The 14,546-nt window shown below is 41.5% G+C and carries 12 protein-coding genes; 9 read left to right on the top strand and 3 right to left on the bottom strand.

Features of this window, described 5'->3' with window-relative positions; genetic code table 11:
• Positions 1-160: 160 nt before the first annotated feature.
• A complete protein-coding gene (locus tag F7734_RS44825; RefSeq protein WP_155750821.1) occupies positions 161-817 on the top strand; it encodes a sigma-70 family RNA polymerase sigma factor in 657 nt (218 codons plus the stop codon).
• Positions 818-975: 158 nt separating this feature from the next.
• The gene (locus F7734_RS44820; protein WP_155750820.1) at positions 976-1,584 is read left to right on the top strand and encodes a zf-HC2 domain-containing protein; all 609 of its coding nucleotides are present in this window, start codon (positions 976-978) and stop codon (positions 1,582-1,584) included.
• Positions 1,585-1,671: 87 nt separating this feature from the next.
• Here the strand turns inward: F7734_RS44820 and F7734_RS44815 are convergent, their stop codons facing one another.
• Positions 1,672-2,097 (bottom strand): gamma-glutamylcyclotransferase, encoded by a 426-nt coding sequence (locus tag F7734_RS44815; protein WP_155750819.1) that lies wholly within the window; start codon positions 2,095-2,097, stop codon positions 1,672-1,674.
• A gap of 233 nt (positions 2,098-2,330) precedes the next feature.
• Here F7734_RS44815 and leuS point away from each other — a divergent pair, with 233 nt between their 5' ends.
• Positions 2,331-4,910 carry a leucine--tRNA ligase gene (gene leuS / locus F7734_RS44810; RefSeq protein ID WP_347566392.1) on the top strand — a complete coding sequence of 860 codons (2,580 nt, stop codon included), beginning with the start codon at positions 2,331-2,333 and terminating at the stop codon, positions 4,908-4,910.
• Positions 4,911-5,262: 352 nt separating this feature from the next.
• Here the strand turns inward: leuS and F7734_RS62475 are convergent, their stop codons facing one another.
• Positions 5,263-5,505 (bottom strand): alpha/beta hydrolase fold domain-containing protein, encoded by a 243-nt coding sequence (locus F7734_RS62475; RefSeq protein ID WP_207714352.1) that lies wholly within the window; start codon positions 5,503-5,505, stop codon positions 5,263-5,265.
• 140 nt (positions 5,506-5,645) lie between these two features.
• On the opposite strand from F7734_RS62475, the gene F7734_RS44800 reads away from it, so the two are divergent.
• The 4 genes from F7734_RS44800 (at position 5,646) to F7734_RS44785 (ending at position 10,883) form a co-directional block, all read left to right on the top strand.
• Entirely contained in the window at positions 5,646-6,638 is a 993-nt protein-coding gene (locus F7734_RS44800) for an aldo/keto reductase (protein WP_155750818.1), read from the top strand.
• A 901-nt stretch (positions 6,639-7,539) separates the two neighbouring features.
• On the top strand, positions 7,540-8,424 hold the full coding sequence (locus F7734_RS44795; RefSeq protein WP_155750817.1) for a UTP--glucose-1-phosphate uridylyltransferase: 885 nt from the start codon (positions 7,540-7,542) through the stop codon (positions 8,422-8,424).
• A gap of 202 nt (positions 8,425-8,626) precedes the next feature.
• Positions 8,627-9,586: a hypothetical protein gene (locus F7734_RS44790; protein WP_155750816.1), complete on the top strand. Its 960-nt coding sequence runs from the start codon at positions 8,627-8,629 to the stop codon at positions 9,584-9,586.
• A 175-nt stretch (positions 9,587-9,761) separates the two neighbouring features.
• Positions 9,762-10,883 (top strand): pentapeptide repeat-containing protein, encoded by a 1,122-nt coding sequence (locus tag F7734_RS44785; protein ID WP_155750815.1) that lies wholly within the window; start codon positions 9,762-9,764, stop codon positions 10,881-10,883.
• 220 nt (positions 10,884-11,103) lie between these two features.
• On the opposite strand, the gene F7734_RS44780 is transcribed toward F7734_RS44785, so the two are convergent.
• Positions 11,104-11,799: a hypothetical protein gene (locus F7734_RS44780; RefSeq protein ID WP_155750814.1), complete on the bottom strand. Its 696-nt coding sequence runs from the start codon at positions 11,797-11,799 to the stop codon at positions 11,104-11,106.
• Positions 11,800-12,331: 532 nt separating this feature from the next.
• Here F7734_RS44780 and F7734_RS65730 point away from each other — a divergent pair.
• Both F7734_RS65730 and F7734_RS44775 read left to right on the top strand, forming a co-directional pair.
• The gene (locus tag F7734_RS65730; protein WP_279239829.1) at positions 12,332-12,454 is read left to right on the top strand and encodes a hypothetical protein; all 123 of its coding nucleotides are present in this window, start codon (positions 12,332-12,334) and stop codon (positions 12,452-12,454) included.
• Between the two features lie 155 nt (positions 12,455-12,609).
• Positions 12,610-14,523, top strand: a complete 1,914-nt coding sequence (locus F7734_RS44775) for a diguanylate cyclase (protein ID WP_155750813.1) — start codon at positions 12,610-12,612, stop codon at positions 14,521-14,523.
• Positions 14,524-14,546 lie beyond the last annotated feature (23 nt).

Below are 14,546 nucleotides of genomic sequence, written 5' to 3'. Positions count from 1 at the left end.
AGATTTTCAACTAGCCCCTAGCTTCTATTCCCTAACCCCTAACCCCTAACCCCTAATCCCTGCTCCCTATGTTACAGTCATAAATCCGTCACTCGCTCGGGGAACATCTTACCAATTAGAGGGTCTAATAGAAAGGGAAGATTTAAAGCCAGTGCGATCTATGAGTCAATCGATTACATTATCCTGGTCAACGGTTGATGCGAGGCTTCCTGAAGCGTCAGTGCAAGTTGACAAACTCTCAAATCACGACCTAATTCTGCGCTGTCAAGCTGGACTACGTCCGGATCGTGCTGCATTTGCGGAATTACTACATCGTTATCAATCTCAAGTTGACCGGGTGTTATACCATCTGGCTCCTGATTGGCCCGATCGGGCTGATTTGGCTCAAGAAGTTTGGATTCGCGTGTATCGGAATATTAACCGATTACAAGAACCATCCAAATTCCGGGGCTGGTTGAGCCGCATTGCTACCAACTTATTTTACGATGAGTTGCGCAAACGCAAGCGGGTTGTCAGTCCCCTGTCGCTGGACGCTCCCCGAGCGGTAGACGATGGCGAGATGGATTGGGAAATTGCAGGAGATACTCCCGGCCCGGAAGAAGAACTGACCACTAGAGAATTTTACGAACAACTGCGTGAAGCGATCGCCGATTTGCCAGAGGTGTTTCGCACAACGATTGTTCTTCGAGAAATCGAGGGCTTGGCATACGAAGAAATTGCCGAAATTACTGGAGTTTCTTTGGGAACAGTAAAGTCTAGAATTGCCAGAGCAAGAGCGAGATTGCAATCTCAGTTGCAAAATTATCTAGATGCATAGCCTTTGCACAGTTTGTCTTTTGGAAAGTGACAAATCTCAAAATTTATTACGAATTGTAAAAAAATTCCAGAGAGCGTCTTTCAGCAGGGAACAGTTGAATAGTTTTCCCAAAATGTCTGCTTTGTTTACCCGTGTAGGAATTGGTAATTAGTGTTAAAATGACTACTGATTCTCAATTTAATGACCGCTCCCACTCGGCAAATCCTCAACAGGATTTGCAATCTAGGGATGGCAGGTATACCAATGAATTAACGGGTGCTATAGATATGGTGAAGCGCGATCGCTTCGAGTTATTAAGTGCTTACCTCGATGGTGAGGTGACAGCTGCCGAACGCAAGCAAGTTGAAGAATGGCTGGATACTGACCAGACAGTTCAGTACTTGTATGCACGACTGTTGAAACTGCGGCAAGGAGTACGGACTCTTCCAGTGCCGACACTGCAACAGTCATCACATGAAACAGCCGAACAAGTATTGGCACGCGTACAACGCCGTTCTCGGCGACTCTGGCTGAGTGGTGCTGCTGTTGCTGCGTGTGCTATTGGAGCAATGTCTGGATTACTAGGTGAATCGAGAATGCCGCAATTCGCCCAACAGAGAATAGAAAAAACTCCAGAAACACCTGAGGTTGTCGCTTCACCGCTGATGGTTGCTATAAACAACCCGGTGATTCCCATACCGAAAACAGCAGAAGTGTCTCCAGAAAAATCTGTTGACGACGAGGTGCAACCACCAGACTTACTTCTGGAGTTAGATGAGATTAATTGAATGATGAATGATGAATGATGAATGCTGAACGTTAAAACCTTCAATTCATAATTCATAATTCATAATTCATAATTCATAATTCATAATTCATAATTTATACCACCAACCATCAGGGAGAAAGATGCCTCCCAGTTGGGTGGCAAGTTCTTCTGTCATTATGTAAACCCAAGCCCAACCAAGAGAATCTCCCTGTAAATCTTGGACTTCAATTTGTTGACGTAGGTAAAGGTTTTCAGACTCGTCTCTTGCAGGGTGATAATCTTCCAATTCGTCTAAATCTGTTAAAACCTTAGAGTCAGCAAACGATAGCAAATAACCACGCACAGAACCATCACCTGATACCATCGCCGGATACCCCATAGGTAAGGCGAACAATTTTCCCTTTGCGATCGCACTAGTGGCATCTACAACTTTACCAGCACAATATCTGTCATAATTATCTTCACCCGGTTTGAGAGTCCCGTAAACAAAAACTTTCAACAGACCGGGACAGGTAGTCTCTAATTTTGCCATATTTTCTCTAGAGATATTGCTAAGAACATTTCTCAACTATTGGATAAAAAATACTTAAGATGTAACCGCAGATGAACGCGGATACAGGCAGAATGTATAAATAAATATCCGTTACATCTGCGTACATCTGCGGTTAAAATTCAAAATAAATCATATAATCAATCGAATCCTGTAACTACCATCTAAAATATGGAAGTAGACAAGGATTACAAATTGTAGTAGGAGTATTTTCGGTGGAGTCCCGATACAACCCAGCAGAAATTGAGGAAAAATGGCAAACAGCATGGACAGAGCAAGGCTTGGATAAAAAGCCAACAGAGAAGAACAAGCCAAAATACTATGCCCTGTCCATGTTCCCCTATCCTTCGGGCAGCCTGCATATGGGTCACGTCCGTAATTATACCATTACCGATGCGATCGCTCGCCTCAAACGGATGCAAGGGTATCGGGTTCTACATCCCATGGGTTGGGATGCCTTTGGTTTGCCTGCAGAAAACGCTGCTATTGACCGGGGGATACCGCCTGCAAAATGGACTTATGAAAATATTGCCCAAATGCGGCAGCAATTAAAGCGCTTGGGCTTCTCTATTGATTGGGATTGTGAAGTTGCCACTTGTTCGCCAGACTATTACAAATGGACGCAGTGGATTTTCTTGCAGTTTTTTAAAGCAGGTTTGGCTTACCAAAAAGAAGCAGCCGTCAACTGGGACCCCGTTGACCAAACTGTCGTTGCTAACGAACAAGTAGATAGCGAAGGACGTTCTTGGCGAAGTGGGGCAAAAGTTGAGCGCAAACTTTTGCGGCAATGGTTCTTTAAAATTACCGACTACGCCGAAGAATTGTTGAACGACCTCGACAAATTACCCGGTTGGCCCGAACGTGTTAAGTTGATGCAGGCAAACTGGATAGGTAAATCAACAGGGGCGTACTTGGAATTCCCCATTGTTGAGTTGGAAGAAAAAATTGGCGTGTACACCACTCGCCCGGATACAGTTTATGGTGTCAGTTATGTGGTGTTAGCACCAGAACATCCTTTGACACAGCGTGTCACGACGCCAGAAAATCAAGCAGCCGTGGAAGCCTTCGTGAAAGAAGTTTCCAATCAAAGTGAATTGGAACGAACTGCTGAGGATAAACCCAAGCGCGGTATTCCCACAGGTGGTAAAGCAATTAATCCATTTACCGGAGAAGAAATTCCTATCTTGATTGCTGACTACGTGCTGTATGAATACGGTACGGGTGCGGTGATGGGTGTTCCAGCACATGATGCACGGGATTTTAAGTTTGCTAAAGAAAAGAATTTACCTATCAAAGTCGTAATTGTACCACCCCAAGAAGCGGAGAAACCCACTTCACAAGAAGGGCTACAGGCGGCATACACAGAACCAGGAATTGTTGTCAATTCCGGTCAATTTAATGGTACAGCGTCCACAGATGCAAAACAAGCAATGGTGGAATATGCCGAAAAGCAGGGTTTTGGCAAAGCAAGAGTTCAATACCGCTTGCGAGATTGGTTAATTTCACGCCAAAGGTATTGGGGCGCACCCATTCCAGTGATTCATTGTTCCAGTTGTGGCGTGGTGCCTGTCCCAGATGAAGATTTGCCTGTCTTGTTGCCAGATAATGTGGAATTTAGCGGACGCGGACCTTCTCCTTTGGCTAAATTAGAAAGCTGGGTGAATGTACCCTGTCCAACCTGTGGAACACCAGCATTGCGGGAAACGGACACCATGGACACCTTTATTGATTCTTCGTGGTATTTCTTGCGCTATTCGGATGCGAAGAATGAAAAGCAAGTCTTTGATTCTTCGGAAGTGAATGATTGGATGCCAGTGGATCAATACGTTGGTGGAATTGAACACGCGATTTTGCATTTGTTGTATTCGCGGTTCTTTACTAAAGTTCTGCGCGACAGGGGCTTGTTAAACTTTGATGAACCCTTCCAACGCTTGTTGACTCAGGGCATGGTACAGGGGTTAACTTATATGAATCCCAACAAATCTGGAAAAGATAAGTGGGTTCCTTCTCATCTTGTCGATCCAAACGATCCTCGCGATCCGCAAACTGGTGAACCACTGCAGCGTCTTTACGCTACGATGTCAAAATCCAAGGGAAATGGTGTTGCACCGGAAGATGTGATTGACAAATACGGTATAGATACTGCCCGGATGTTCATCTTGTTTAAAGCACCACCAGAAAAAGATTTGGAGTGGGAAGAAACTGACGTTGAAGGTCAGTTCCGTTTCTTGAACCGGGTTTGGCGATTGGTTAGCGAGTATGTCAATCAACCAAGGGCGGTTGGAGATAATCAAACTCAACTGAGTAAACCAGAGAAAGATTTGCGACGGGCGATCCACACGGCTATCAAAGAAGTGACAGAAGATGTTGAAGGTGAGTATCAGTTCAACACTGCTATATCTGAATTGATGAAATTAAGCAATGCTTTGACTGAAGCAAGTTGCAAAAATTCACCAATTTATGCAGAGGGTATTCAAACTTTAATTGTGTTGTTAGCACCTTTTGCACCTCACATTTCTGAGGAATTGTGGCATCAATTGGGTAATATGGAATCAATCCACACGCAAGCTTGGCCCAAGTATGAAGAATCTGCTTTGGTTGCTGATGAAATCACGTTAGTGATTCAAGTTAATGGCAAAAAGCGTGCCGATCTTCTAGTTCCCGCCCAAGCTAATAAGGCGGAATTGGAAAAGTATGCCCGTGAATCAGAAATTGTTCAGCGTCACCTTGAGGGCAAAGAAATTAAAAAGGTGATTGTGGTACCAGGAAAGTTGGTAAACTTTGTGGTTGGTTGATAAGGTGGCTCATAAAATTTTGATTCAGACGGTAATTCCTCATCTTCTGTCTCTGTGCTCTCTGTACCTCTGCGGTTTAAAAGTAATTTATTTAACCGCCGAGACGCAGAGTAGGCAGAGGTAAGAAGTGAGAGTAATTGACTTGTGGGGCGTGCTGAAAAACCCGCCCTACAAGAAACAATCTTTTCCTACTGTAGATATTTTTTCAGTTCAGCAGCGGCTTGGAGAAAAAGAGAACGGGTTGCCCTCGGCTAAACCATTCAGCAGTCCGAAGTCATGAATCGTGCCATTGTAACGCACGCTTGTCACTTTTACCCCGGCTTCATCGAGCTTGCGTCCATACGCTTCGCCTTCATCTCAATTGCTCAACGGTAGCTTGTAGCGGAGAAGCATAAATTTCTTTGCGTTTTTCTGGATCGGCAATGTACATGTCGTACATCCACTTCATCGTAGATGTGGTCAGGAAACGTTTCTCGCCAAATTGTTGATAAGAATTCGTTTCAAAATTAGCGTCTACGATCGGCCACATCAGAATTTGTAACTTAAGGTAATGAAGCTGTTCTGGCGGTTGCTGCTTTGAGTTCTGCCTCAACAAGATTATCTAACTCTTCTTGCAGTTGCTATGAAAGCTTTAGTCCTTCATGGCGTGCAGTTCTCCACATATCCATGAGTTCGTCTTGTTGCTCAACACTGTAAGCTGTTCCTAGATTCCGTGAAAAAGTGAGTGCAAAGTTTATGAAATTAAGACATCTGGGTCAGAATGGTCCCCTTGTTTCAACAATTGGGTTGGGTTGTGTGGGAATGTCTAGTCATTATGGAGCTCGTAATGATGACGAGTCACTTGCCACACTTCATCGAGCGCTCGACCTTGGAGTCAACTTCATCGATACAGCTGATATTTACGGCAATGGTCACAATGAACAGTTGATTAGCAAAGCCATTCGCGATCGCCGTAATGACGCCTTCATTTCCACAAAATTCGGCTGTATTATGGGTAATGACAATAACCCAATCCAGGTGGGGATTAACGGCAAGCCAGAATATGTACGCTCAGCATGCGAAGCGAGTTTGCGGCGTTTAAGCATTGAAGTGATTGATTTATACTATTTGCACCGCGTAGATCCCCAAGTGCCGATTGAAGAAACAGTAGGGGCAATGGCTAACTTGGTGCAGCAGGGCAAGGTGCGCTTTCTCGGACTATCAGAGGCATCTCCAGCAACGCTGCGCCGTGCCCACACCGTTCATCCCATTAGCGCTCTAGAAAGCGAATACTCCTTGTGGACGAGGGATATAGAAGCTGAGATTCTGCCGACTTGTCGTGAGTTAGGCGTGGGATTTGTGGCTTTCTGCCCACTGGGCAGAGGTTTTCTCACAGGACAAATCAAGAGTCCCCAGGATTTTGCCGAAGATGATGTGCGGCGTCAGTTTCCCCGCTTCCAGGGGGATAATTTTCAACGCAACCTCGAATTGGTGGAACGCCTTCAGGAGATAGCGGCACAGAAAAACTGTCAGCCTTCGCAACTAGCTTTAGCATGGTTGCTAGCGCAGGGAGAAAATATTATACCGATCCCTGGCACGAAGCGCCGCATTTATCTGGAAGAAAACCTCAAGAGTGTCGAAATCGAGCTGACAGCAGACGAATTGGCACAAATCAATCAAGTGGCACCACAGGGGGTAGCAGAGGGATCGCGCTATCCTGAATCGGTGATGCGTTTGTCCAATCGCTGAGAGATAGCAAGTAACTCAGCTAGGTTCTGGTTGCTTGAGCGGCAAATGGTAGCCTGGTTGCATTACCTGGGGAGAAAGTAGCGAGCGTGACATGAGCCGCCATGCAACGACTGAAAATTACGTTGAACTCAGGTTTTATACGGGACGGGCGAAGACGCTCCGCAGTCGCACGCCACTTGCTTCAACGCTTGGAACCCCCGCAACGTACTGCTCTCCGCACAGTGCTGCTCTCCATCCCACATTCGGTGGGATAATTTATTTCTTGGAAATCCCCTACAAGTAGTCCATCAAAGTCACATCTGGCTGCTGCTGACGAAAGACAGCGAGTGCTTCGCGACCATTCTCAGCTTGGTCGATAATTGTGTTTAGGGATTTTTCAGAAATAAACTACTTGTAATATTTGTTACATTCTTTATTTTTCTTTTTTGCAATTAAATCCAGATACTGTAGGGAGGGAGTTGTTGCAATTTATGCTTATACTTAGATGAGAATTTGCTAAATTTATACACAAAAAAGCGCTTGGAGTTTTGCCCACCAAGCACCTCTTCATGTATAGTTTATACCAATCCACTTGTTTGATGCAACATTTGAAACTCACAACATATCCTATATTTAGGAGGGTTGCGATTATAACTTGTGGCAAACATGTGGTGAAGTGGTATCACTCCTTGCACTAATAAAGAATATCGCCTATAGAATGATACGGGGAATCTAGTGAGTGACACTTTGTCAACTGACCCCAACTTTAGAGTCATTAGTTTAGCCAACTATACGGATATAATTTTTAAAGCTTTGTGGCTTGGCAGATAGACATTAATATGCTTCTTGTATAATTTTAAATGCAAAATTACTTTTTTATTTTTAATTTTTGATTTTCATGAGAATTGGACCCTAACTTTTTATGCAACAAAGTAAAGTCAGAAAAGCTGTGATTCCAGCCGCAGGTTTTGGCACTCGCCTGTTTCCAGCCACTAAAGTTGTCAAAAAAGAACTTTTCCCGATTGTCGATCGCGATGGCAAGGTAAAACCAGCAATTCTAGCCATTGTTGAAGAAGCGATCGCAGGTGGAATTGAAGAAATTGGGATTGTGGTGCAATCGAGAGATCGCGACATTTTTACAGATTTTTTCCAAAATCCACCGCGACAAGAGCTATATAACAAACTTTCTCCTGAGAGTCAAGAGTATTGCGGATATCTTCAAGAATTAGGCAAGAAAATTACACTTTTGACTCAACAAGAGCAAGAAGGTTACGGTCATGCAGTATACTGTGCCAAAGAATGGGTAAAAGATGAAACATTCCTGCTGATGCTGGGAGACCACATTTACTCATCAAATATAGAAAAATCCTGTGTGCGTCAAGTTTTAGACGTTTACGAACAAGTTAATCAAAATGTTGTCGGGTTAATAGAAATGCCAGAGACAATAATCCATAAAGCAGGTTGTGTTACAGGAGTTTGGCACTCCTTCAATGAGATTTTGACACTCACCCAAGTTTACGAAAAGCCATCTGTAGAATACGCACGCCAAAACCTGTGCGTAGAAGGAATAGCAAGCGATCGCTTTCTTTGTATATTTGGGCTATATGTACTGACGGCGAAAATATTTGACTTTCTCGAAGAACACATCCAGAGAAATTTTCGAGAACGGGGTGAATTTCAATTGACATCTTGTCTCGAGCAATTGCGTCAGGACGAGGGAATGACAGGTTATGTTGTGAAAGGTAAAACTTTTGACATCGGTATGCCAGACGCCTATTGGCAAACCGTGATTGATTTTAGGGGTTAGTAGTTAGTGGTTAGTGGTTAGTGGTTAGTAGTTAATGGTTAGGAGGTAGGAGGTAGGGGGTGTGGAGTTAATGGTTTGCGGTTTACTCGCAAGTAAAGATTTAAGAAATATGAAGTGACAAGAGAAAATTTCCGAAAAAGTTCTGATGTAACCGTAAGTCTTTTTAGATTAGCTTCAGTAGGTGTAGGAAAGTTTACTGTATATGTCTCAAATATTATTGTATATAGGAATTACTATTGCCCTGATTGTCGGATTTCCTATACTACTGACTGGTCTGATTATCGGGGCTGTTTGTTTTGCTACCAGACAACTGCCAAAAGTAGCCAATACCTTTTTCCACTTGATTGCTCTTGGCAAAATTAAGGAAGCATACCAAAGTACTGCTTTGGAATTTCAAGATAACACCTCTCAAGCAGATTTGGTTGATTTTTTGCAAGCCAACTTTTTAATGAATTACAAGCGGGCTTTTTGGTTATCCCGTGCTTGTAATAAATACCAAAGTTGGATAGGAGGCAATGTAATAAATCAATCCGGTGCAAAAATACCAATAAAAGTCCATTTCATTCGAGAAAATGGATTTTGGAAGATTTACGCTATAGAAAAATTCCGAAATGGTATTATTAAATACAATAAAGAAACGTTGATACTGAGTGGCTTGATTGAAGATGGTACACGTATAAAGCCCGTCCTACCTACAGAAATGCAAGCAAAGCAACTTGCTTACGACACGTTAATGTCTTTCTATGACACTATAGAAACAAATAACTTTACACGATTTTACGATTCTATCTCATTCCTATGGCAACAACAAACTAGCATTGTCGAACTTGAATCAGCTTTTAAAGATTTTCTAGGAAAAAGGTTTAGCTTATCAGGTATTGTTGCAGGTCGGATTCATTTTGTACAACCTCCAGACATTAACGAAAATAATTGGCTGCAGTTGCGCGGACAAGTGCCTGACGTTATAGGCTATCCCTCAATGCTGGACTTTGACTTTCAATATGTACGGGAAGAAGCTATCTGGAAATTAGTCAAAATTAAAATTAATGTAGAAAAGTTTAAAACGGAAGTAGTACACAATGGAAAAAAACAAAAATATCCCCTGCAAATAATTGATATCACTAATGAGTTAAAAACAGATTTTTGGGCAGATAGAAATTAATAAGGGTTAGTGGTTAGTTGTTAGTGGTTAGTTGTAGGGGCGCAAGGACGCCGCGCCCTTACAGTGTTGAGTCGCTTACGTCCAAATCTGGAATATAAAATGCTCAAGCTGTAGAGTAAACAATAAGTACTGGTCACTGTTTACTGTTAAAGTTTATCAGAGGTGAGCTAACACAATGGCAAACGACGAACATTGGGCTTTGCTAAAGCGAGGCGTAAAAACGGTTTGGAATAAGTGGCGAAGGGAAAATCCTGAAATTCAACCAGACTTAGCTAATGTCGCTCTGCCTAACATTAATCTCTGTGGGGCTGATTTTAAAGGAGCGAATCTTCGTGGCGCTAACCTCAGTGGTGCTGACTTATCTCAGGCAGATCTTAGGGAAGTAGATTTGAGTGGGGCTTACCTTGATGGAGCTAATCTTAGTGGAGCAAATTTGAAAGGAGCTAAGATTAACCGGGAAACAGCGATCGCTCAAAAGTGGTATTTAGTTTGGGAAATTCTTAACAAAGGAACAGGTAACCGCAATCTTAGCGAAGTCAATCTGAGCGGCGCTTTCCTTGGAGGTGCTAATCTTTGTGGCGCTCATTTAAGCGGTGCTAACTTATGTGGTGCTGACGTGAGGGGGTCTAAAATCAGGAGAGCGAATTTTGATGGGGCTAATCTCTCTAGAGCAAATTTCAGTGGCGCTGATTTGTATAAAGCGAGTTTTTGTAAAGCTAACTTCGAGAGTGCTGAATTGATTGAAGCTAACCTAGGTGGAGCTAATCTCAGTCAGGCTAACTTGAAGACAGCGCAACTGATTAGAGTTCAAGCACTCAACACAAACTTTTCTGAGGCAATATTTACAGACGCTTGTTTGGAAAACTGGAATATTAACACGTCCACCAACCTTGATAATATAATCTGCGATTATGTTTATCTACAAGACGGAAATCAAGAACGTTGTCCTCTGTATGGAAATTTTTTGCCTGGAGATTTTACCAACTTTCTTCGCAGAAATTTGGAAACGATTAATTTAGTTTTTTATCAAAGTATTGATTGGAAAGCTTTTTCTGATGCTTTTAAGAACGCGCAATTTGAAAATCAAGACGCAAAATTAGATATTTTAAATATTGAAAAGAAAGAAAATGGCATTCTTACAGTACAGGTAAAAGTTTCTTCTAATGGAGACAAGTTTAAAGTTCATAATGATTTGATGCAAGGTTATGAAACGGCTTTAAAAGCATTGGAAACAACATATCATCATCAAGTTGAAAATCAACAACAAGAAATTAATAGATTGTTTCATTTAATTTAGATATAACAATCCTACCGCCATTCCTATACCCGTGAAGAGTCAGATTGTAGCAATGCAAGAATTTCTGTTTCTTTCGGTAGAGACTATTAATGGACATCGCTCCAAGCGATCGTGTCTTTCACTTATATTAAGTCCGCTTAATTACTTATCAAGAAATTCTACGTCTTGACTCTGCGTCTTTGCGTAAAATTTAATGATAATTATTCAAGCGGACATGATATTAAACTGTAATTCCGCGCTTGCTAGCTAGAAAAGCTGCACTGGCTGTCAAAATTGCTAACACACTTGCAGCTTCGGGTATTTCTACAGGTGACACCACATTAGATCCAACAGATATGGATGGGATAACGCTGGCATTAACTTGTGCCAAACCACCCACAACACCTATCAAATTTGGATTGCCTAGTATGCTTGCAAACTCCGAGGAAAATAGTAATTCAACTGACGTGAGAGTTAAGTCTTTGTTATCAAGTGCCACAGTTTCTGGAGCACTTAAATCAAACAAAATTGTATTGAGAGAAACTGTATCTTTGAGAAACAACCCACTGGCATTGTTGGTAGCACGTTTCGGATCGAAACCAATTGAAAAGTTTCCAATAGTGATTTGATTGTTAAAGGTGACAGTACCAGTATGTTCGATTGTCCCTGATAAGGGTGTCAAACCGTTTGTATCACTGAAAGTAAAGTTGGTGGTTGGAGCAATGTTAAACGCAACCAAAAAATTGTCGTTAATTGGTTTAGTTGTGTTGTTTGTTCCTGTTAAATCTAGCCCAATACTGCTGAGAAAACTGAGATCGTGATAGACACTGGTAATTCCAGATTTCACCTGAAAAATGCTAGCTTTTGCCTGCATAGGTGCAACTGATACAACAATTGCTGCTGCACACCCAAAAGCCGCAAGCTGAGAAAATCGCATGGGGACTCCCTATGGTTTTTATTTTTTAGTATTAAATAGAACTAAATGTTTTTACTTAGTTCTTCCTTAAATTTAGATTTAGCATGAAATCCTAGCAATTACTCACATAAACTTTTATTTCCTCTAATATCTCCTACATTTGTCACTTTTGCTTCTTATCACACTTGAGTAAGCTTACTATTCTTGCTTTTTATTTGTAATTCAAAAAAACTTGCGACTAAAAGACGTTACAAATATGACTTAAAAATATGGCTATACTGTTATATATAGTGAGAGTCTGCCTCGCCATACAGGAGACGGCAGCCCACCGTATGGCATTCTATGGCTCCGCCTGGGAACGAGATGGTATAATATGGCTTACTACTACGCTCATAGGTAATCTTCTGGCACGAAGAGAGTAGTTATTTCCTCTTGAGGAGTCAATTTTTTTAGAAAATACATCTAACTGAAGATAGACTTTCTTATTTCTTGTAGATGTATCAATAATTGTAACAAAAGTGGCTTTTTTGATTTAGACAAGGTTACTTCATAAATGAGCGATAAGCTGGGTACAACTTGCGTGCTCGAGCGATCGCAATCAACTCTATATGCTATTCAATTTATCCAAGACATTATTGCATTTACGAAGCAACCCAAAAACTACGAAATTTTCTAAAAAGTTATTGTTTTTGTACGAATGATAAAAATACTTAGTCAATTCAAAAAATTGTTAATTTTTTTATAAAATTTGAAAGAATTGTTGGTAAATTAAATGAATAAACTTAACTAAAGTTTAGATAAGGTAGATGTATTAATGAAGTTAGAGTTTATATGGTTGATATTATAAATCATTCTTTATTGATAAATCAGTTTATTCCTCACGGACATTGTTATCTTTGGAAACCGGAATTGGTGGGATTGCATATTTTGAGCGATGCCCTAACGGCTATTGCTTATTTTTCGATTCCAGCCATGCTTGTTTATTTTGTCAAAAAACGTCATGATGTTCCCTTTCATTGGATATTTCTGCTGTTTGGAGCATTTATTGTTGCTTGCGGTGTAACTCATGTCATGGATATTTGGACGCTTTGGTTTCCAACGTATTGGATATCCGGTTTAGTCAAAGCCATCGCAGCTTTCATATCTTGTTGGACAGCTTTATCTTTATTGCCATTAATTCCATTAGCATTAGCCCTTCCAAGTCCCGCACAATTAGAAGCAGCGAATAGCCAACTGTTGAATGAAATAACAGAACGTCAGCGAGTTGAATTGAAACTGCGAGCGCTTCTTGATGAGCTTGAAATCAGAGTAGCAGAACGGACTCACGAGTTAACCAAATCTTTGAAAGAGTTATCAAACATTAAATTTGCTCTAGATGAATCTGCGATTGTGGCTATTACCGATCGCCATGGGACTATAACATATGTCAACGAGAAATTCTGCTCTATTTCAAAATATTCTATTGAAGAGCTTTTGGGAAAAGACCACCGCATTATCAATTCTGGTTACCATTCAAAAGAATTTTTCAAGCAAATGTGGGCAACCATTTCTAGGGGGAAAGTTTGGAAAGGTGAAATTAAGAATAAAGCGAAAGACGGAACTAATTATTGGGTAGATACAACCATTGTGCCCCTTTTAAATGTGGATGGAAAATCATATCAATACATAGCTATTCGCCATGATATAACTGCTCGTAAAAGTGTGGAGTCAGAACTGCAATCTGCTAACAAACAACTTAGTAACTGGGTCAAAGAATTAGAAACTCGCAATCAAGAGACTGCTCAAATGAGCAAATTAAGCGATATGTTACAAGCTTGTTTGAGCATTGAAGAAGCACATGAAGTGATAGCAAAACTCGTTCAACCTTTATTTCCAGATGTATCGGGAGGAGTGTTTATTATCAATTCCTCAAAACGGTTGGTTGAGGCGGTTGCAACTTGGGGCGATACAATATCTAGCATGAGTCAGTTATTTACACCAAATGAATGTTGGGCATTGCGAAGGGGACAAGTTCATTGGGTTGATAATGGCAATTGTAACGTTCCGTGCAAGCACCTACACCATAACTCGTGCATTACAGAGTCCCTTTGTGTACCCATGATGGCGCAGGGAGAAGCAATGGGCGTACTGCATTTAAACTCCCAAATTCAGGGAAAACTGAACACCGCCAAACAAAATTTGGCAATCACCGTTGCAGAACACATCGCTTTAGCACTAGCGAACATGAAATTGCACGAAGCCATTCAATATCAAAGCGTTCGCGATCCCCTTACTGGATTGTTCAATCGCCGTTACTTAGAAGAATCCTTAGAAAGAGAATTTGCAAGAGCAGAACATCAAAAGCAAGCTTTATCTATTATCATGCTTGATGTTGACCACTTTAAACAATTTAATGACACATTTGGTCATAATGCAGGAGATATGGTACTGCGGGAATTAGGTACGTTCTTGCACAAACAAATTCGCAGCAGTGATATAGCTTGTCGTTATGGAGGAGAAGAAATAATACTCATATTGCCAGAAGCACCTACTGAAGTTGCTAAATCCCGTGCGGAACTTATACGCGAAGGTGTCAAGCATTTGTTGGTAGAAAATCACTCTCAAGCGTTTGGATCTCTTACTGTATCCTTGGGAATAGCAACGTTTCCACAACACGGTAAAACACCAGAAATGGTTATCGCAGCAGCTGATGCAGCACTGTATCGCGCAAAGAAAGAAGGTCGCGATCGCGTAGTCCTAGCGTAGTCCTAGCATCTTGAGCAACCACT

Source organism: Scytonema sp. UIC 10036 (genome assembly GCF_009725235.1).
This window is presented reverse-complemented; position numbering and strand designations above follow the sequence as displayed.